At 49.7% G+C, this 21,393-nt stretch carries 17 protein-coding genes; 4 read left to right on the top strand and 13 right to left on the bottom strand.

Features of this window, described 5'->3' with window-relative positions:
• Positions 1–310 precede the first annotated feature (310 nt).
• The 8 genes from AC07OI_RS29640 to AC07OI_RS29605 form a co-directional block, all read right to left on the bottom strand.
• Positions 311–1,036, bottom strand: a complete 726-nt coding sequence (locus AC07OI_RS29640) for an amino acid ABC transporter ATP-binding protein (protein ID WP_492709450.1) — start codon at positions 1,034–1,036, stop codon at positions 311–313.
• Positions 1,037–1,056: 20 nt separating this feature from the next.
• The gene (locus tag AC07OI_RS29635; protein ID WP_492709448.1) at positions 1,057–1,746 is read right to left on the bottom strand and encodes an amino acid ABC transporter permease; all 690 of its coding nucleotides are present in this window, start codon (positions 1,744–1,746) and stop codon (positions 1,057–1,059) included.
• Positions 1,747–1,748: 2 nt separating this feature from the next.
• Positions 1,749–2,501, bottom strand: coding sequence for an amino acid ABC transporter permease (locus AC07OI_RS29630; protein ID WP_492709446.1), 753 nt, complete (start codon positions 2,499–2,501; stop codon positions 1,749–1,751).
• A gap of 119 nt (positions 2,502–2,620) precedes the next feature.
• Complete coding sequence (locus tag AC07OI_RS29625; protein WP_492709445.1) at positions 2,621–3,568, bottom strand: transporter substrate-binding domain-containing protein; 948 nt, start codon at positions 3,566–3,568, stop codon at positions 2,621–2,623.
• Between the two features lie 203 nt (positions 3,569–3,771).
• Positions 3,772–4,668: an amino acid ABC transporter substrate-binding protein gene (locus AC07OI_RS29620; protein WP_495259645.1), complete on the bottom strand. Its 897-nt coding sequence runs from the start codon at positions 4,666–4,668 to the stop codon at positions 3,772–3,774.
• 415 nt (positions 4,669–5,083) lie between these two features.
• Positions 5,084–6,370, bottom strand: coding sequence for a Glu/Leu/Phe/Val family dehydrogenase (locus tag AC07OI_RS29615; RefSeq protein WP_422954481.1), 1,287 nt, complete (start codon positions 6,368–6,370; stop codon positions 5,084–5,086).
• A gap of 365 nt (positions 6,371–6,735) precedes the next feature.
• Entirely contained in the window at positions 6,736–7,707 is a 972-nt protein-coding gene (locus AC07OI_RS29610; protein WP_492709441.1) for a LysR family transcriptional regulator, read from the bottom strand.
• Between the two features lie 2 nt (positions 7,708–7,709).
• Positions 7,710–9,587, bottom strand: coding sequence for an ABCB family ABC transporter ATP-binding protein/permease (locus AC07OI_RS29605; RefSeq protein WP_492709439.1), 1,878 nt, complete (start codon positions 9,585–9,587; stop codon positions 7,710–7,712).
• A 342-nt stretch (positions 9,588–9,929) separates the two neighbouring features.
• Here AC07OI_RS29605 and AC07OI_RS29600 point away from each other — a divergent pair, with 342 nt between their 5' ends.
• Positions 9,930–10,628, top strand: coding sequence for an acetyltransferase (locus AC07OI_RS29600; protein WP_495259644.1), 699 nt, complete (start codon positions 9,930–9,932; stop codon positions 10,626–10,628).
• Here AC07OI_RS29600 and AC07OI_RS29595 read toward each other — a convergent pair.
• Positions 10,603–12,183, bottom strand: coding sequence for a glycosyltransferase family protein (locus tag AC07OI_RS29595; protein WP_495259643.1), 1,581 nt, complete (start codon positions 12,181–12,183; stop codon positions 10,603–10,605). The genes AC07OI_RS29600 and AC07OI_RS29595 overlap by 26 nt on opposite strands.
• Positions 12,184–12,441: 258 nt before the next feature.
• Between AC07OI_RS29595 and AC07OI_RS29590 the strand changes: the two genes are divergently transcribed.
• Together AC07OI_RS29590 and AC07OI_RS29585 are read left to right on the top strand one after the other, a co-directional pair.
• Positions 12,442–12,861: an acyl-CoA thioesterase gene (locus AC07OI_RS29590; protein ID WP_492709434.1), complete on the top strand. Its 420-nt coding sequence runs from the start codon at positions 12,442–12,444 to the stop codon at positions 12,859–12,861.
• 8 nt (positions 12,862–12,869) lie between these two features.
• Positions 12,870–14,447: an alkaline phosphatase D family protein gene (locus AC07OI_RS29585; protein ID WP_495259642.1), complete on the top strand. Its 1,578-nt coding sequence runs from the start codon at positions 12,870–12,872 to the stop codon at positions 14,445–14,447.
• A 112-nt stretch (positions 14,448–14,559) separates the two neighbouring features.
• Here AC07OI_RS29585 and AC07OI_RS29580 read toward each other — a convergent pair whose 3' ends face one another.
• The 3 genes from AC07OI_RS29580 to AC07OI_RS29570 all read right to left on the bottom strand — a co-directional run bounded on the left by AC07OI_RS29580 (position 14,560) and on the right by AC07OI_RS29570 (position 19,818).
• Complete coding sequence (locus tag AC07OI_RS29580) at positions 14,560–16,236, bottom strand: long-chain-fatty-acid--CoA ligase (RefSeq protein ID WP_495259641.1); 1,677 nt, start codon at positions 16,234–16,236, stop codon at positions 14,560–14,562.
• A gap of 327 nt (positions 16,237–16,563) precedes the next feature.
• Complete coding sequence (locus AC07OI_RS29575) at positions 16,564–18,678, bottom strand: molybdopterin-containing oxidoreductase family protein (protein ID WP_495259640.1); 2,115 nt, start codon at positions 18,676–18,678, stop codon at positions 16,564–16,566.
• A gap of 222 nt (positions 18,679–18,900) precedes the next feature.
• Positions 18,901–19,818, bottom strand: a complete 918-nt coding sequence (locus tag AC07OI_RS29570) for an NAD(P)-dependent oxidoreductase (protein ID WP_495259639.1) — start codon at positions 19,816–19,818, stop codon at positions 18,901–18,903.
• Between the two features lie 147 nt (positions 19,819–19,965).
• Here AC07OI_RS29570 and AC07OI_RS29565 point away from each other — a divergent pair, with 147 nt between their 5' ends.
• Complete coding sequence (locus AC07OI_RS29565) at positions 19,966–20,505, top strand: acyloxyacyl hydrolase (RefSeq protein WP_492709425.1); 540 nt, start codon at positions 19,966–19,968, stop codon at positions 20,503–20,505.
• 119 nt (positions 20,506–20,624) lie between these two features.
• Here the strand turns inward: AC07OI_RS29565 and AC07OI_RS29560 are convergent, their stop codons facing one another.
• Complete coding sequence (locus AC07OI_RS29560; protein ID WP_495259638.1) at positions 20,625–21,056, bottom strand: hypothetical protein; 432 nt, start codon at positions 21,054–21,056, stop codon at positions 20,625–20,627.
• Positions 21,057–21,393: the final 337 nt, after the last annotated feature.

The raw sequence follows: 21,393 nt of genomic DNA, 5'->3' as shown, positions 1-21,393 counted from the left end.
CCAGACCATTTGGGTCTGCTGGACGGTTGAAGTAGGCGATGTAAAGCTTTTGGATGTCTGCTGCTGTGTTGGCCATTGCGTAGTGTCCTGTCTAATTTGTTATTAATACAAATAATACAAAAAATGAAATAATCAAATAACTATCTGTCAGTGCATTTTTTAGCGAATGAAGATTAGCATGTCAGTATCTTTTTACCTGTGATGTGAATCACAATTCTTTGAGTTTCCCAAAAAATCACGCCTTAAAACAAAAACAGCCCTGACAATCAGGGCTGTTTTGCAAACTAGGGCGTGTTGCCCTGAAAAAACATCAATGAATGATTTTCTTCAGGAAATCACGGGCGCGCTCTGATCTGGCATTTTCAAAGAATTCATCTTTAGAACAATCCTCAACGATCGCACCTTTATCCATAAAGACGATGCGATTTGCCACTTTTTTGGCAAAGCCCATTTCGTGCGTTACCACCATCATGGTCATGCCTTCTTGTGCCAGGCCTACCATGACGTCCAATACTTCATTGATCATTTCAGGATCAAGAGCAGAAGTAGGTTCATCGAACAACATGGCGATCGGGTCCATGGACAAGGCACGGGCAATTGCCACACGCTGCTGCTGCCCACCGGACAACTGGCCAGGGAACTTGTCTTTCTGGGCAATCAGGCCGACGCGATCCAGATATTTGAGGCCACGTTCAGTCGCTTCTTCTTCTGAACGTCCCAGCACTTTGACCTGGCCGATAGTCAGATTTTGACGGATAGACAGATGCGGGAACAACTCAAAGTTCTGGAACACCATGCCTATGCGTGCGCGCAGCTTGGACAGATTGGTTTTGGGATCACCGACAGAAACACCTTCTACCGTGATATCACCTTTCTGGAAAGGCTCCAGACCATTAACCGTCTTGATCAGAGTAGATTTACCCGAACCGGAAGGGCCGCACACGACCACGACTTCACCCTTGGACACTTCAGTAGTGCAGTCAGTCAGGACCTGGAACTGACCATACCATTTACTGACATTATTCAATTTAATCATTTCAAATCTCCACAATATTCTTAACGTATGATCGCCACTTTTGCTTGCAACTTTTTCACGAGCGCGGACAAGCCGAAGCACATGATGAAGTAAACAACTGCTGCGAAGGTATACATTTCCACCAGACGACTGTCACGTTGCGCAACTTTGGCGGCAGAGCCGAAAAAGTCGGCAATGGACAAAATCGATACCAGCGACACGTCTTGAAACAAGACTATGGTCTGCGTCAGCAATATGGGAATCATATTGCGGAAAGCCTGTGGCAAGACAATATGGCCCATGGTTTGCCAGTAATTCATGCCCATGGCATAACCAGCCCAGATCTGGCCACGAGGGATGGACTGTATGCCGGAACGCATGATTTCGCAGTAATAAGCCGCTTCAAACATGACAAAGGTAATCAGGCAAGAAGAGAAGGCACCAACCTGCACAGGTTCTTTCGACCCTAAAATCCAGGCACCAATATAAGGCACCAGGAAGTAAAACCAGAAGATCACCAATACCAATGGTACGGAGCGCATCAGGTTAACGTAGGCCGTCGCAACGAAGTTAATTGCCTTGTTACTCGACAAACGCATCATTGCCAGCAAAGTACCAATGATGATGCCACCAGTCATTGCCAGGAAAGTCAGCTTCAGTGTGAACACCATGCCCGTCTGGAAAAGGTACACCCAGGAGCGCTGGATCACATCAAAATCAAAATTACCCATGCTTAGTGCCCTCCACTATTAGCTGAACCAGATGTGATGAAACCTGGTACGCGCAGTTTCTTTTCCAGCAAATTCGACATGATGATCGCAATCACTGACACAATCAGATAGATGATGGTGGCAGCACCGTATGCTTCAAAAGTCTGAAAAGAAAACTCTTGCATGGAACGCGCGCTGGCTGTCAGTTCAATCAAGCCTATGGACAGGGCCACCGAGCTGTTTTTGATGATCGCCGCCACTTCATTGGTCAGTGAGGGGATGATGATGCGAAATGCCATGGGCAAAAGCACATAGCGGTAAGTTTGTGGCAGTGTCAAACCCAACGCTGTTCCTGCCATCCTCTGACCGCGTGGCAAGGCATTGATACCAGTCGATACCTGTACCGCTACCCGCGCCGAGGTGAAAAATCCCAGGCTCAATACAGCAGTGACGAAAGGTGCATTTGGCAGTTGCTTGAGTGCCGTACCCCAGGCTTCAGGCAAGACTTCAGGGAAGACAAAGTACCAAAGAAACATTTGCACGATCAGTGGAATATTTCTGAATAATTCCACATAGCCATTTGCCAGCTTGACTACCCATTTATTTGGTGCTGTGCGCAGTGTCCCTATCACCAGGCCCAATACCAAAGCAATCACCCAACCCAAACCTGCTGTCGCCAGTGTCCATTTCAGACCGGCGATCAGGGATTCCAGATAGGTTCCCGTTCCATCGGGCGCAATGTCCCAAAAGATATTCCAATTCCAGTTGTAATTCATATTCTCCTCCTGTACAGCGCTTTCAGTCCGCCTTGGCAAGATCGCAAGTACATTGTCTTGCAAAAGAAAACGGGAGGTGCATCCCCCCGTTTTATCGGACTACTTTGCCTTGCTAAGTATTATTTTTTCTTGTTCAATACGGCTTTTTGAGCCTCAGGAACAGCAGCATAAGCAGAAGGTTCACCTGAATCAGTAGGCTTGGCGGCCACTACCTTGAGTTGGTCAGACATAGGCCAGTTCAAAGCAATACCTTTAGGTGGGATAGGTTGCATAAACCATTTGTGGTAGATGCGGTTAACGTCACCAGAAGTCAGCACATTGCCAATCGCTGTATCAACCACTTTCTTGAAAGGAGCGTCATCTTTACGCAACATGATGCCGTAGGGCTCTACCGACAATGCTTCCTTGCTGATTTCATAGTCAGCTGGATTTTTTGAGTTGGATACTTGAGAAGCCAACAGAATATCATCCATCACCCATGCCACTGCACGGCCTGTTTCCACCATCAGGAAAGCCTCTGCATGATCTTTGGCTGGCAAAATATTGATGCCCAGATTCTGGTCTGCATTCAACTGTGTCAACTGCTTCAGGTTGGAAGTACCAGAAGTGGATACCACGGCTTTGCCCTTCAAATCCGCGAGGGTTTTGATACCAGAAGATTTTTTCGACAAAATACGGTTGGCCGTAACAAAAGTAGTAGGCGCGAATGCCACCTGTTTTTGACGCTCAACGTTATTGGTTGTAGAACCACATTCCAGATCGATCGTACCATTCGCCATCAAAGGGATGCGGGTAGCAGAAGTCACCGGATTCATTTTGACATTCAGGGAAGTCAAACCCAATTGCTTTTGCACTGCTGTCACAATTTTCAGGCACAAGTCGATGGAATAACCCTGATAAGACTGTTTATCATCCAGGTAGGAAAAAGGGTTGGAAGAATCACGCACACCCAGGGTGATGGTTCCTGTGTCTTTGATTTTTTTCAATGTCCCGGTTTCTTGCGCCTGTGCTACACCGGCGATCAGACCTGCACCAATCAGACCTACCAACAATTTCGAAAATTTCATACTGTCTCCAAAAAGTTAAATCAAAAAATCATGGCTTTGAGTTTAACAAAAACCCTCGGCAAATTACCGTTTTTTTCAGTCGGTTTAATACGTATTACTACTTATATGCTGCTAAAAATTTAGACAAAACATCATCCTTCAAACGATACAAACTGCATCAATATACAGCCTTCATTCAAGCTATCAAGCAAAGACAGTGCCCGCTAATCCGCAACCTTGTCTGTCGGGAAGCGAATGTTGTCGCGCAGCAGGAAATTCATGGGCATATTCAGGTTTGCTCCTTTTGGGGGCACGGGCTTGCGGAACCATTTGTCATACAGCTTGGTGACTTCGCCATCATTCATGAGGCGCGCCATTTCACGATCCAGCAGATTTTTGAATGCAGGATCATCCTTGCGCAGCATGATGGCATATGGTTCGGTAGACAGTGAGTCACCCACGACAACGAACTTGCTGGGGTCTTTGGCGTTGGCGCGCTGTCCATACAAGAGCACATCATCGACGGTAAAAGCATCCGCCTTACCGCTTTCTACCATGCCAAAGGATTCATTATGGTCGCTGCCTTCGAGCAATTTCAAATCCAGGCCCCTGACCTTGTCGCGGTCATTCAATAGCTTGACGGTCGTTGTGCCCTTGGAGGTCACCACTTTTTTACCCTTGAGGTCAGTCCAGTTCTTAATGCCCGAATCGGCACGGACGATCATTTTTGCAGTCGCAAAGAAATGCGGGATGGTGAAAGCAACCTGCTTGCGGCGTTCGGCATTATTGGTGGTTGAACCACATTCCATGTCAGCCTTGCCCTCAGCGATGGCAGGAATGCGGGTGCTGCCCGTCACCAGGACATAGTTCACATTGAGCTGTGGCAGCTTGAGTTCTTTTTTGATTGCATCGACCAGTTTCAGACAAATGTCCATGGAATAGCCGATGGGCTTCTTATCATCATTCAGGTAAGAAAATGGAAAAGACGCCTCACGGTGCGCGATGGTCACCGTTTGCGTCTCTTTGATGCGTGTCAGGGTATCCGCGGCTAATGAAAGCGAGGAGCACAGGACTAGCGCACAGGGCAAGCCAGCCTTTACTATCCATTTCGAAACTTTCATATGATCCCCTTTGAACTTAATTCAGGATGGTAATGATAAAGCCTAACAAAATTCAACAGAAAAATTCACATTTAACAAAATATTATTCAGTATATTTTACAATTCACTCTTGCAAAGATTTTAAAAACAAGTATGCAATTATTGTTCCACACTCATTCTGGAGCTTAGTCTGATAAAACTAAGACTTGATGACACTGATACAGTTCAAGAGCGCTGCCTGCACTCACTGTCCACCAGGCGGCTTGCTGTCTTAAGCTGTAAATCAAGTTGCAAAGCTGAAGAAACGTCATATGCGACACGAATATGGTTCGTACCTGAACCATATTCGTGTCGCAACAGTACCAGCGGTTTCAATTCATTCACTTCATTGATCACCTATCAGCATAGGTGATCAATAGCTTTTTTCAATTCCAGATTATGGGTACAGACCACGAACTTCACGTGCCTGCAACACTCTGGAGCAACCGATGATAAATGCTGCTGTACGCAAGGAGACATTCTTGTCTTCTGTCACCTGCCATACAGAATTAAAGGCTTCCTTCATGATACGGGTCAGACGCTGGTTGATTTCGTCTTCAGACCAGAAATAGCTGGAGAAATCCTGTACCCATTCAAAATAAGACACAGTTACACCACCGGCGTTGGCGATTACGTCTGGTACCACTAATACGCCTTTGTCGCGCAGAATATCGTCAGCTTCTGGCGTAGTCGGGCCATTCGCGCCTTCAAGTATGATTTTGGCACGGATCTGGTCAGCATTTTTTAAGGTGATTTGCTGTTCCAATGCTGCCGGGATCATAATATCGCAGTTAACCGACCAGAACTCATCATTTGGCAAAACTGCCTCTATACCTTCGAAACCAGCAACACTACCCTTGGCTGCCACATGGTCCAGCAGTTTGTTGACATCAAAACCATTTGAATGGAAGATCGTGCCGCCGTGATCTTGCACAGCAACGATCTTGGCACCCGCTTCTGCAAACAGACGGGCGGCAATACCACCTACGTTACCAAAACCTTGCACGGCAATTTTTGCGCCGGCAATGCTCAGGCCACGCTTGGCAGCAGCTTCGCTACCGACCACGAATACACCACGGCCAGTCGCCTCACGACGACCCAGACTACCACCGAGAGAGATAGGCTTGCCGGTGACTACGCCAGTAGCGGTACGGCCTTCGTTCATGGAATAGGTATCCATCATCCATGCCATGGTTTGCTCATTGGTGTTCACGTCCGGTGCCGGAATGTCCTTATCCGGGCCAATGATGATGCCGATTTCAGAGGTATAACGACGGGTCATGCGCATCAGTTCGCCACGCGACAGCGTTTTTGGATCGACACGGATACCACCTTTGGCGCCACCGTAAGGTACGTTCACTGCAGAGTTCTTGATCGTCATCCAGGCAGACAAGGCCATCACTTCTGACAGCGTCACATCCTGATGAAAACGCACACCACCCTTGCCTGGGCCGCGGGAAGTGTTGTGCTGTACACGGTAACCTTCAAAATGGGAAATGCTGCCGTCATCACGCTCGATAGGCACGTCAACAATGAGAATACGCTTAGGGCGTTTCAGGGTTTCTACCCAGCGTGACAAATGGCCAAGGTAAGGAGTAACGCGATCAATTTGCTCAAGGTAAACTGACCAAGGACCGGTCTCAGTCGGGGTAAGATAAGACGGTATCTGGTGCTGGGTGGACATTATATGACCTCTTGAATTTGGTTTGAACTGGTTTGCAAATCTTGGAGGCCGTTGCAAAATTAACCTGGCGTTGTTGAGTCGCCTTGCCGGGGGCGCCCAGCCATCTTAATTTTGCAACAACCTCCTATTTTCAGACAGGTCTTTCACCCGCGCTGAAAGCAGACGCATAGTAGTCTTTTCGCTTTGAGATCAGCCAATGCTTTGTTTGCATGTATCTATGCATGAAATGCATAACCATGGAATTGGCCTTATGTTATGTCCAGCTCATGTGTCGCTTATGTCCCGACCTGCCTCCTTGCTTTGCTCTGATGTTTTCAATTTAACAATTCGTGCTGACACTCAATTCTGTTGCGCAATTCTGTTGCTCAACTGCCGCGTCGATTTTTCCCCGAGCGGTTTTTTCCCTGACTTTCCTCTGTCTGCAATTGCTCCAGATATTCCCACAGACGCGAGACGATGGTCTTGCCCGGTCTTTGTATCGAAGGGCGTTCGCGGTACAGGCGGATTTCCATATTCACTTCCCAGGCATTGCTGCCGGCATCAGCCCGAGCCAGTTGTTTTTGCTTGACTTCACGGGTCACGGCGGACTCGGGCAAAAAAGCGATGCCACGGCCTTCCAGCGCCATCATCTTCAAGCCTTCTGCCATATCGGTTTCATAGCATTTTTCAAGATGCAGAGGCAGGCGCGTGTCATTCAAAATCAGATCCACCATGCGTCCCAGATAGGCATTATTTGCATAGGCCAGGAAAGGAAGTGGTTCTTTCTCAGTCCCCGGCAACAACAGGTCTGGCACACCGTGTTTGTCGCAGCGGGTATAGGCACGCAGCGTCTCAGTGCCCATGCTGATCATGTCGTACTGACTGCTGTCGAGTAAGAGCGGCTGACGAGGATGGTGATAGCACAGCAAAAGGTCACATCCACCTTCTACCAGGGTCATGACGGCATCATGCACATTGAGTGCCAGCAGGCGGCTGTTGATCTCTCCAAATGCCTGATCCAGGCTGGTCAGCCAGCGTGGCACATAGGTCAGCGACAGCGTATGTGGCACGGCAAAATCCACTGTGGTCTGCGTGGTGGTGCGCTTGCCGCGCAACAGCGCACGGGCATTATTGATTTGCCCAAGCATGGCAATTGCCTGCTCGTAAAAAACTTCACCAGCATGCGTCAGACGCGTGGGGTAAGAAGTACGGTCGATCAGGTCACTACCCAGCCAGGCTTCCAGCGATTGTATGCGGCGTGAGAAAGCCGGTTGCGTTACATGGCGCAATTCTGCAGAGCGACTAAAACTATTGGTCTCTGCCAGCGATACAAAATCTTCCAGCCATTTGGTTTCCATTTTTATGCACTCACCAATTCAATTTCATCGGCTTCATCATCATCTTCAGCCAGGTCTTTTTTCTTGCTTTGCTGTCTCTCCCACATGCGCGCATAGGCACCATGCAAGACCAGCAAATCATGATGGGTGCCACGTTCTATGATGTGGCCTTTGTCCATCACAAGTATCTGTTGCGCATCGACGATGGTCGACAATCTGTGCGCAATCACCAGGCTGGTACGGCTGCGGGCGATGTCTTTCAACTGTGCCTGTATCAATTGCTCGGCCTGCGAATCAAGCGCCGATGTGGCCTCATCGAAAATCAGGATGGACGGATTCTTGAGCAGGGTACGGGCTATCGCTACACGCTGCTTTTCACCACCGGATAATTTCAAGCCCCGCTCACCAACCATACTGTCATATCCGTCTGGTAGCGACTCGATAAAATCATGGATATAGGCAGCCTTGGCCACCGCGATAATCTCTTCTTTACTCGCGCCCGGCTTGCCATAGGCAATGTTGTATTCTATGGTGTCATTGAACAGCACCGTGTCTTGCGGGACTATGCCTATTGCAGCCCTCACTGATGATTGCGTCACGTCGCGCAAATCCTGCCCATCGATGGAAATATGACCCGACTGGATATCGTAAAAACGGAACAGCAAACGCGATAAAGTCGACTTGCCAGAACCACTGTGTCCTACCACTGCGGTAGTCGTGCCAGGGGCGATAGTAAAGTCTACATCAAACAAAATCTGGCGCTTTTCTTCATAGCTGAAATTCACATGCTGGAAGCGGATTTCTGCACCATTCCTGTGATGTACCTGCAGGGCTTGCGCATCAGCATCGTCGGCCACTTCACGGTTCTGGTCGAGCAGGGAAAACAGCCTTTCCATATCGGCCAGGCTCTGCTTGATTTCACGGTACAGGACACCCAGAAAATTCAAAGGGATATACAGTTGTATCATGAAGGCATTCACCAATACCAGATCACCCAGACTCATGGTGCCGTCAATCACACCTTGCGTAGCGCGCCACAGGATCAATGTCACTGCAGTAGCGATGATCATCGACTGTCCGGTATTGAGCAAAAACAGGCTGCTCTGCGATTTGACGGCGGCAGTTTCAAAGCTTTGCAAGCCCACATCATAACGCTGAGCTTCGTATTCTTCATTACCAAAATACTTCACCGTTTCATAGTTGAGCAGTGAATCAATGGCCTTGGTATGCGCCTTGGAATCAAGTTCATTCATGGTACGCCGGAAATGCGTGCGCCATTCAGTCACGACAATGGTGAACACGATATACGTCACCAGTGCAGTCGCGGTAATCAGGCTAAACCATTTGTCGTAATGTGTACTCAGGTAAATCAGGACCAGGGTGATTTCCAGCAAGGTAGGGATGATGCTGAACAAGGCATAAGAAATCAGGGATGAGATCGCCCGCGTCCCACGCTCTATATCACGCGTAACACCACCGGTTTGCCGGTTCAGGTGGAAACGCAAAGACAGGGCATGCAAGTGACGGAACACTTGCAAGGCAATGGTACGCACTGCCCGTTGTGTGACTTTGGCAAACACGAACTCGCGCAATTCTGTGAACAAGGTGGTCGACAAGCGCAGCGCACCGTAAGCAATCAGCAAACTCACTGGCAAGACCATGACAGCCGCCGGATGTGTGGGGCTGATAGTCATGCTGTCCACCAGGTTTTTCAAGACCATGGGCACGCCGACATTGGCGAGTTTGGCAGATACCAGGAAAGTCAACGCCAGCAAAACGCGCCACTTATACGCCCACAGATAGGGTAACAGTGTTTTGACGGTGGACCAGTCGCCACGCTGACCAGGGTTGCTGGCCGTAGCAGAGGAAGAGGGATTACGAACGGATTCTCGGCGTCGCATTAAAGAGGTACTCGTATGAAGGTTGAATGGGCTTGTCAGTCCTGGCAATATCAGCACTGACGTACATTGGCAATTCAACAAAATCGCCTTCCATACCAAGAAGGCAACTGAGAGAACAACACATCATGCAAAAACTGCATAAAGAAAATTATAGGCTATAAATCAGATGTCCATCGGTAGCCGCATATTCAGACACGCACCGGCACACAACAAACTGATGATTGCGGACTTTGTCTATTGGGTTATCGTACAATTTGCGTTTTGCTTATTTGTATTTTGCTTTTCCAGACTGACTAAGTCATTGCAAAATGTAAAACGGTGCTTGCCAATAAGGTATGAAATATGAAAAAGAACAAACTGGTTATTTTTGGCAGCAGCAATATTTTGTCTGATTTATTTGATTGTGCACTGGCGAATGACCTGACGGTTTCAAAGATAGTTTTACATCTGCCTGAAACACCAGGCGAGCGTGATATCAGCCTGCAAGACCGCATTGCGGAATGGGCTGCCTGCGGTGCTGCACCAGAAGTCATCGAATTGGCTGATTTCCAGCCTGCAGATGACGAGCTATATCTACTGGGGCCGACCACCCCCGCCCGTAGCGTGCTGGAACAAGAAATACAGCAGCGCTATTCCGGCCATGGTCCAGATAGTGGGATGGAATTCCATACCCTGATCCATCCACGAGCCTATGTATCACCGCTGGCAAAACTGTCACCTGGTGTATTTGTCGGTGCCAATAGCGTCATCGGCCCGGGAGCAACATTGGGGCGCCATGTGTTCGTCAATCGCGGTGTAACGATAGGGCATGATACGCATATCGGCGCTTTTTCGCGGGTACAGCCGGGCAGCAATGTCGGCGGTCTGTCGCGTATAGGTCATAGCGTTACCATCGCCATTGGGGCCACACTGATTGAGCGCCTGCACATAGGTGACCATGCGTTCATCGGCGCAGGTGCCGTGGTGATCAGTGATATTCAAGCAGGTGCACTAATGGTGGGAAATCCGGCCAGGTTCAAGAAGTCTGTGTTGCCATCCTGAGCTTAAAGCGCGCCACCGCCAGCTCGCAAGCGCCTTGCAGGCTGGCGGCTGCCTTATTCAAATCCAGGTAATTATCAAAATGCTGTTGCATGGCGAGGCCCGCAGTTCTTCTGGCACCGGGATTATGCAACCACAGCATCAGGGTCTGGAAATAATCCTGCAAGCTTGCCTGCGCCGCACTGCCCAGTTTGTCGCCACCATCTGATCCCTGCAAACTGAGTGCGGGCAAAGCCAATGCCATCGCTTCAGCCACCGCAAAACCGCCACCCATCATGGGTGGATTGATATAGATATCGCTGCAAGTCAGGTATTTAACAGCATCTGCACAGAAAGCAAGGCACTGCACTTGCCCCGTTCTGGCAGTTTGCAGTGCAGATGGCATGACACCATTACCACCGACGATGAGCCAGAGGATATTTGGATGCCGGTTTAGCATCTCGACCATGGTGGCTGCCCAGTCCCCCTTGATCCTGGCTTCACTCTCGCTGACCAGGGTGACCAGTATCAGCTTGTCTTGTGCCAGCCCCAAAGATGCTCGTGTATGTCCGGGTTTGATTTCCGGTCTTTGCACACGATAGGAATGATAGTAAGCCTGGCTGGCTGGAAAAGCCGCGGTCCATTGCGAGGCCTGCAAGCCATCCAGTTCCTGCTGCGCTGTCAGCCATACGTCGGCAGGCAACATGGGTGACAGGGAATTGATGCCTAGGCTGAGCACGGGGCGCGCTGGATAAGTCGCTGCCGCCAGGCCGGCATACAGACCAACAAACATCACCAGATCAGGATCAAACAGGGCGATTTGTCCCAGCAGGCTCTTCCATCTTTGTACGAGCGAAAAACGCGTATCTCCGGTCATCACTTGCCCACCCTGCCCAAGGTATTTATCCCAGCCTGCGGTCACAAACTGTGGCTCTGGTGTATAGGAATGGCTGCCCAGATAATGTTTAAAATCTGGCCCCAGCATTTCTTGCGCTGAATACAGCACGACTTCATAGCCGAGCTGGCGCAGGTTTTCTGCCTGCTGCAAAGCCATCAGCGTGGGCGGATGTTTGATATTGCTCACAAATGGTGCAATCAGCGCAACCTTGCGTACCCCGCTAATGAGACGTTTTTTTAACACTTGCGCAGGCTGCACCTGCTGCCATATCCACAGATTCAGGCTGGTGGTAATCGCCGGCAGGGCCAGTTCTTGCAAGCGCTGCTGAAACGCCTGACGTCCTGGCGTATCGAGCAAAACCCTTTGCCAGCCGTATTGCAGGAAGGTGACAAGCCGGTCTGCATCATAAGGCTGCAGAGTCAGTACTAGTTGCCCAGCCTGTTGCAGATATTCTGGTCTGCCTGTCAGCATGTCAAGGAAGGTGGCGCGATAAAAGCCAGGCAAGCCAGTAGCGGTGACATTCGCCAGCAAAAACTGCTCTAGCTGCAGCGTCAGTGCCGGTGTGGCCTGACGGCGCATCAAATCCACCATCTGATGCCAGCAGTGGCTGGCCGTCGGATTGGCTACCGTGCGCATGACTGCATCATCGAGCAATCTTAATTCTTCGTGTTTGACTTCCATTATCTGTTCTTTGTTTGTCCTGCCACAAGAGATGCTTTTAAAGCTTTTGAAGTTTTTTCTTGATCCTGAAGTGAAATATTTTCGCTCGCCTGGTCTGCACAGTGCATTTTAGTCCACGAAATTATTACATTGGCATCAACTTTACAATATATCACTCTGTCAGTCGCTGGCAAGCCACTTGCTTTACTCAGTCCGCATGAAATCTGGTTTAAGATTTGTCTCATCCTCCGACTTCTCATCGACTTATTCAAAATCATTATGACTGAACAAATATCTAACGGACTGCCAGCACATATGCCCACCCTGAGGGTCATGCCCATGCCAGCTGATGCGAATGTCCATGGCGATGTATTTGGCGGCTGGATCATGTCCCAGGTTGATATTGCCGGTGCCATACCAGCGGCGCGCCGTGCGAATGGCCGCGTTGCCACCATCGCGGTAAACTCTTTCCTGTTCAAACAACCTGTGTTTGTAGGTGACCTGTTGTCGTTTTATGCAGAAGTCGTCAAGGTAGGTAATACCTCAATCACGGTATCGGTGGAAGTGTATGCCGAACGTAATCGCCTGCAGGCGTCGACCGTCAAAGTCACTGAAGCGACGCTGACTTATGTCGCCACTGGCAATGACCGCAAACCGCGTCAGATTCCACCACTGGAAGAAATTACCAAGGTGAGCTGAGCATTTTTATGAAGTTATCACGTCGTTCGTTTTTACAACAGTCCCTGCAATTCACTACTTTTGCTGCACTTGCCCAGGCTTTTCCCGGATTTGCTGCTGAACGCAGCAGTGTCTATCCTTTCAGTCTGGGTGTTGCTTCCGGCTCACCCCGGCATGACAGCGTGGTCTTGTGGACGCGCTTGTTGCCCGAACCCCTGAATGCATCTGCCCTGCCTGCGGTGCCCTATAAACTGCGTTGGGAAATGGCAGAAGATGAGCAATTTAGCCGCATAGTCAACAAGGGTGAAACCCATGCTCTGCCCGAGCTGGCTCACAGCGTGCATGTGGATGTCACTGGTTTGTTACCTGACCGCTGGTACTGGTACCGCTTCATGCTGGGTGATGCAGTCAGCCCGACAGGTCGCACCCATACTGCACCAGCCGCCGATGCGCTGAATGTCAACTTGCGTCTGGCGGTGGCCTCTTGCCAGCATTGGGAGTTTGGTGAATACGCAGCCCACAGACATATTGCCGCTGCCAATCCGGATCTGGTGGCATTTTTAGGTGATTATATTTATGAGTGGGGTCCTTACGATTTGCGCCACCCCGGCAAGCCACGCAACCGTGAGATAGAAAGCTTCAGCCTGGCTGACTACCGTGCCCGTTATGCGCAATACAAGACAGATCCGCAATTGCAGGCGGCTCATCATGCGGCACCATGGATAGTGACCTGGGACGATCATGAGATCGCCAATGATTACGGTAATGACAGGGATGAGCGGCTGGACGTGAACTTTCTCTTGCGCCGGGCTGCTGCTTATCAGGCGTTTTATGAACATATGCCGGTGCGCCTGCATGCCAGCCATACTGACTTCGTCAATATGCGTATCTATGACCGTTATGACTGGGGCAGACTGGCACGTTTCCACGTACTCGACAGCCGGCAATACCGTTCGCATCAGGTTTGCCCCAAGCCTGGCCGTGGTGGCTCGAATTCTGTCAGCAATGCTGAATGCAGTGACCGATTGGACCCCGGCCGCAGCATGCTGGGCATGGAGCAAGAAAGATGGCTGGCACGCGGCTTTGCCAATTCAAATGCAAAGTGGAACATCCTGAGCCAACAAACCTTGATGGCGCAATCCAGCCAGACCGCCGTCAATCAAGATGGTGATGGCAAGTTCTGGACTGATGGCTGGGATGGTTATCCTGTCGCCAGACAACGCCTGATGGAAGACTTGCAAAAACACAAGCCTGCCAATCCAGTCGTGATTTCTGGCGATGTCCATACTTTTTATGCTGCCAACCTGAAGCGCGATTTTTACAGCAAGGCATCTGCCAGCAACCCGATTTTAGCAACAGAATTTTGCGGTACTTCGGTGACGTCAAGTTCACGCCCGCAAGAACGTACCGATCAGTATGTGGCACAAAATCCGCATATCAAATACGGTCGTAGCGACAAGCGCGGTTTCATGTTGCTGGATCTTTCGCAAACCAGGATACAGACACATTTCCTGGCGTTGGATGACGTGGCAAAAGCAGATTCTGGTATTGCTACACTCAGAAGTTTTGTCGTGGAAGATGGCAGGCCTGGTGTGGTCGTAGCTTAGCACTCATTTCATAAATAGGAGTGAGTTCTAATTATTGTCGCCGAAAATACACAATGCATATGCAATAAAAAAGGAAGGCATAGCCTTCCTTTTTTATTATTGAACAGAGAGCTTACGCTTTCTTTTCATCACGCAGTTCGCGGCGCAAAATCTTGCCTACATTAGTCTTAGGCAAATCGGTACGGAACTCGATGTACTTTGGTTTTTTGTAAGCCGTAAATTGTTCCTTGCAATAATCCATGAGCTGATCAACTGTCAGCGAAGGATCTTTACGTACCACAAACAATTTCACTGCTTCACCAGAGTTGGCATCTGGAACACCGATGCAGGCACATTCAAGTACACCAGGATGCATGACAATGACTTCTTCAATTTCATTGGGATAGACATTGAAACCGGATACCAGGATCATGTCTTTCTTGCGGTCGACGATCTTGGTGTAGCCACGCTCATCCATGATACCAATGTCACCGGTCTTGAAGAAGCCATCGCCTGTCATGACCTTGGCCGTTTCTTCAGGACGGTTCCAGTAACCAACCATCACTTGCGGGCCACGGATGGCGATTTCACCGCGTTCGCCCAAAGCGACTGGCTTGCCGTCATCATCCAGGATGGCTATTTCCGTTGAAGGGATAGGCATGCCTATGGTGCCGGAAAATATCTTGGTATCTGCCGGATTGGCAGTTGCAACAGGTGAAGTTTCCGACAAACCATAGCCTTCGGCAATCGCGCAACCTGTGGTCGCCAGCCATTTATCAGCCACGGCTTTTTGCACGGCCATACCACCGCCGCTACAAATTTCATAACCAGAGAAATCCAGCGCAGCAAAGTTGGCATTGTTCAGCAAACCGTTATACAAAGTGTTCACCGCAGGGAAAATATTCACTCTGTACTTGCCCAGTTCTTTGATAAAACCGGGGATATCACGCGGATTGGGGATCAGCAAGTTCAGGGCACCTATGCGAGTGCCGAGCAGGCTGCAGACAGTCAGCGCAAAGATGTGGTACAGCGGCAAAGCACAGACAATGACTTTCTGCTCATCCATATGGCCAGCCATGCTGGGTGACAGCCAGGCATCGTTTTGCAGGATATTGGCGACCACATTTTTGTGTGACAAAGTCGCGCCTTTGGAGACACCGGTGGTACCACCCGTGTACTGCAGGAAAGCGACGTCATCATGCGTAGTTGCCACGGGCGTAAAGTTTGCACCCGCAGCTTCAGACATCACTTTATTAAAACGGACGGCGTTCGGCAAAGAAAATGCCGGCACCATTTTTTTGACGTGGCGCACGACAAAATTGACGATGGTGCCTTTCAAGCCACCCAGCATTTCACCCATGTTGGCAACAATGATGTGCTTGATCGCTGTCTTGCTGAGTACTTGCTCCAGCGTGGTGGCAAAGTTTTCCAGGATGAAAATGGCTTCTGCACCAGAATCCTTGAGTTGATGCTCAAGCTCACGCGGCGTGTACAGAGGGTTGACGTTAACCACGGTGTAACCTGCACGCAAAACCGCTGCCATGACAACGGGATATTGCAATACATTTGGCATCATGATGGCAACGCGCGCACCTTTTTTCAATCCCTTGGCTTGCAGCCAACCAGCCAGTTGCCTGGACATCGTATCCAGCTGACCGTAGGTAATACGCTTGTCCATACAAGCATAGGCATCACGGGCCGCGTACTTCTGAAATGATTCTTCCAGCATCTGCACCAGGGATTGATACTGATTGATATCAATTTCTGCCGGTACGCCTGCAGGATAGTTCTTCAGCCAAATTTTATCCATATCTTCTCCGTCTCCTGTGATTGTTGTTTTTTGCCTCTGCCTCGCACACTTTGCCTTGCACATCGCATCACACATCATCACGCATCATCACGCAACGTTTGATGGCACAAAGACAAGCCTGAAAGGCATGGGTTTCCTAGTTTCGATGCTATCGGCTAAGTTCGGCTAAAGCAAGCGATTTAAAGCTTACTTGAAAGCATCCTCTAGGGAAATACCGCAATGCAATAAATCCTGCTTGAATAATTTAGCCTGCTTTTGACACGCAACAACACCAGCCTGTCACAAATGCGACAGGCTGATTTTTTGTAAGAATCAAGTGATGTTCAGTCAGGCTGCCGTAATTGATATGGCAGTTGGCGCTGGCATGCATTTCTCAACTTGCACCAGCAAATCGTAGAAAGTAGGGCCGCCGCCCATGTCGGTCAGACGCTGGCTGGTAACTTCGTTGGCATTCTTGTGGTCATCCGCAAGTTTTTTCCACCAGATCGACAAACCCACCACCAGGCCAGGCCTGGCTTTGTCTGTGACACGGGCGATGGCTTCAAAACTGCCCCTGTCATTGAATATTCTCAACTTGTCGCCGTGCACAATATGGCGGCTGCCGGCATCTTGCGGATGTATGTCCAGATGCGGCTCACCTTCTGTATCACGCAGGCTTTGCACATTGACGAAAGTGGAATTCAAAAAATTGCGCGCCGGTGGAGAAATCATGGCCAGTGGATAACGCGCTGCCAGTTCCGCATTCGATGCCACTGATTCATAAGGTGCGATGTAAGTGGGCAAGGGATCGAGCCCATCGCGCTTCATGGTCTCGCTATAAAACTCGCATTTACCAGATGGCGTGCCAAAGCCGCCATTGGCAAACGGTGCGTCTGCCACCTTCAGTTTGGCCCAGCCGGTTTTCTTTAATGAAGACCAGTCAAAATGCACGGCATGCGCATGATTTTTATTAAAGGCCAATGCGGCGATATCGTCATCGCTGTCTGTAAAGCAGGCATCATCAAAACCCATAGCCCTGGCAATCAAACGGAAAATTTCGGTATTCGGTTTGGCTTCACCAAGAGGGGTAATCGCAGGATTATTCGCCATCATGTACAGATGGCCATAGGTACTATGAATGTCCGTGTGTTCCAGTTGTGTCGTTGCTGGCAATAGTATGTCTGCATAATCTGCCGTATCAGTCTGGAAGTGTTCCAGCACGACCGTGAACAAGTCTTCACGCGCAAAAGCTTGCGCCACCCTGGAAGATTCAGGTGCGATAGCGACAGGGTTGGAGTTATAGACTATCACCGCTCCGACTTTGGGACCAAAATCTGCCGAAGCTTCACGCAGTAAATCATCGCCTATGGTGCTCATATTGATGGTGCGGCGAGGGAAACCTTCTGGAAATAAATCAGGTCTTTGCAAGGCTGCAGTATTCTTGGGGAAGGCATCCGACATCGACAATTGCGTGCCGCCCGCAGCATGACGCCATGCACCTGTCAGCGCTGGCAGACAGGCGATATTGCGCACTGCCATACCGCCGCCATGCACCCTTTGCACGCCATAATTCATGCGTATCATGCTGGCTTCACCACGCTTGCCGCATTCGCCGTATTCTTTGGCGAGTTGCACGACTTCATCGGCGCTGATACCGCATACCTCAGCAACGCGCTCTGGCGTCCATTCTGCAACCCGTTCACGTAATTGTTCAAAACCCAGAGTATGCTCAGCAATGTAATCATGATCGAGCAAATCTTCACGTATCAAGACATGCATGAGACCGAGCACCAATGCCGAATCAGTGCCTGGTAACAAGGCGATATGCTGATGGCATTTTTCGGCTGTCAATGAGCGGTAAGGGTCAATCGCAATCAGCTTCGCACCATTGCGTTTGGCTTCTTGCACACGCATCCAGAAATGCAGATTGGAGGCGATAGGGTTACCACCCCACATGATAATCAGTTTAGCATTTTGAGTATGTTCTATGTCTGCGCCTACGCGTGTACCTACCGTATATTTGTAGCCGACGCCGCCCGCTGTCGCGCATATCGTGCGGTCCAGAAATGAAGCGCCAATCTTGTTGAAGAAGCGCATCGCCATGCTCTCACCCTGCACCAGACCCATGGTGCCGGCGTAACTGTAAGGCAGGATGGACAGGGGATTACTGGCAGCCAGCGGCCTGAGTTTTTCAGCGATGCTTGCAATCGCTTCTTCCCATGTAATACGGACAAACTTGCCCTCACCCTTTTTGCCTATCCGCTTTTGTGGATACAGCAAACGATCGGGGTGGTAAGTGCGCTCTGTATACCGGGATACCTTGGTGCACAAAACACCTGCTGTTGTCGGATGTGCGGGGTCACCCTTGACTGCTATGGCGATACCATTTTCCACTGTCACATGCAGGGCGCATGTATCGGGGCAATCATGCGGGCATACGGCTTTGACGATATTGCTGCTCATAGTAATCCTGATTCAATTATTTACTTGATGCTGGTTGTGCTTGATACTGTTTTTGCGATGGCATTCGCAGCTCATGCATCATGACTAACAATTCAGCGCTGTCTGGCACAAATGATCTGCCGGGCCACGATCCGGCCTGCTGATCACATCTATCTTATGCCAGAGCCTGTTATGACTACCGATACACAAATGCTGTTTTTCTGCGTATCAGCAGATATTCCTCTACTCCGGTAACGCATCCTGCTTATCGCTCAGACGCTTGCCGGGGTTCTTATGCTCCAGTGCCAGCAGCGCCGCAGAATGATCAGCATGCGGATAATCGGGCAACAAGCTGCGGTAGACATCCGTGACCAGTTTGGTAATGGGTAAATCCACGCCTGCATGCTGCGCAGCGATCAGGATATTTTCCATATCCTTGGCCTGACTTTTGACCTGTCCACCAGGCATGAAGGTTCTGTCCAGCATGCGCTGACCATGCACTTCCAGTATGCGGCTCTCTGCAAAGCCACCTCGCAAGGCTTGGCGAACCGCTGCGGGATCAGCCCCGCCAGCTTGTGCCAGCAACAAGGCTTCGGCAACGATATTAATCGTGGCGCCAACTATCAACTGATTACAGAGTTTGGCCAGTTGCCCTGTCCCTGGACCGCCTACGCGCTGTGGCTTGCCCATGGCAGACAATACCTGTAGCACTTCTGGATAAACTGCTTCATCCGCCCCCGCCATAATCGCCAAACTGCCCGCTTCAGCACCGATGACGCCGCCGGAAACCGGTGCATCAATAAAATGCACACCCTGTTTCTGTAGCAAGGCATGTAGCGCCTGCGCCTGTGATTGCTGTATGGAGCTCATATCGATGACGATGCTACCCACGCGCAAGGCTGGCAGAATTTGTGCTATCACGCCTGCCACAGCATCGCCATCTTCCAGCATGGTAATGACGATATCCGCATTGGATTGCCTGACTGCCAGCAAGGCAGTGTCTGCCACAATGCCGCCATCTGCCATTAGTGTTTCAGCTTTTGCACGGGTACGGTTCCAGGCTGTCACTGGATAGCCTGTAGTCAGCAAACGGCGCGCCATGGGCTTTCCCATCAAACCAGTGCCGAGAAAAGCGATAGTTGTTTCAGATACTGTTTTCACACTGATCCTTTAATGCAGATATGATTGCCGGAACTAAATTGTAAACGCTAGCTCTTAGGAGCGTATTGCAAGAGATTGCTACAATAGGGGCTGTGGTTTTATATTGATGTCCTATTGATTTCTTATTTTCACCTGAAAGCCCATTTTATGCGCCTGCGTATTTCATCTTTAATCGCCATTGCCATCACTGCCATGTGCGCCAGTTCATCTGTATTCGCCATAGATTCCGCTTCGCTGGAATTTGCCACTGGTAACAAAACCAAGATGCTGCGCCTTGGTTTGCAATCAAGCTGGGATAATAAATGGTTTGCCTCAAACGGCACTCACATCGGTGGCTACTGGGACTATACCCTCGCCCAATGGCGTGGCAGTAATTTCGAAGGCAAGGGCGGGACACAAAACCTGGCAGATATAGGCGTTACTCCTGTCTTCCGCTTTCAAAATGATAGCAAAAAAGGTTTTTACGGCGAAGCTGGCATAGGCTTGCACATGCTGTCAGAAATTTATGACAACAATGGCCGACGGTTCTCGACCAATTTCCAGTTCGGTGATCATATCGGCGTCGGTTATGTCACCAAAGATGGCTGGGATTTGAGTTTCAAGATCCAGCATTATTCAAATGGTGGTGTTAAACATCCGAATCCAGGTGTGAATTTTGCGGTGTTGAAGGCTGGGTACGCGTTTTAAGGTCTTAAGATCTCGTCTGCAGAGACTCTCATGGAATAAAAGGTTGCTTGTATGCAGCCTTTTTCTCAACGCCTCTTAACATAGAGTGTGCAGACGAGCCTTAAGGCAATTTGCGCCGATTACAGGTCATTGACCATCATCTGATTCTTGATATCAAGTTCGTTCAAACGTTGAGCCAACTCACGCATGCTGCGTGGATCCATTACGATTTCAGATGACCTGGCAGCATGCAAATGCTTGATTTCGCTGAATGTAGAAGTTTGGTACAGCTCATATTTTAGAAAATAGAGCTGCTTAGCTGACAAAACTTGCATCTCAATTCGTAAAATAAGTTCTTGCTCAATTCCATCAGGAAACCCTACCGTTGCAGTTCCATGGGTTTCAAATCCAACACACTTGCCCTCTGCAGCAGCACGATCAAAGTCTTCCTGCGTATCTACCCAATGCACTTGCTGACTGCAACTATCGCAATATCTCGTTTTATCACTATCTGTTCGAGTCAATTCATTCCACGTCTTTGGACAAATGAAGGATAGATTGCGCTTAATCATGGGAGTTATTGGGTTGCGTAAACTGTGGTATTGACGGAAGAGTATATAGAAGTTCATAGGGCCAGCAAGATAAACAGATATTTCTATTTATTAACGAAAGCCACTAGGCTCCTGCCTGTGCAGGAGCGACGATGTTAAGTTTTCATGCTGAAATGCGTACACGTAGATGCAAGACCTGGACTACAACTTTGCCGCGAATACTGACGATGCGGGCAGTCATCCGCTCAGGTTAGAAGAGAATTAGCCTGATGATCGTCGCGCCAGCGGATGCTGGAGCCCGGTGTCGTTGGCTGATCGGCCGAGCGGTGAGCGAGAGGAGAGAATAAGTGACCAGAGG

Source organism: Undibacterium sp. GW821-FHT07F11 (genome assembly GCF_059418665.1).
This window is presented reverse-complemented; position numbering and strand designations above follow the sequence as displayed.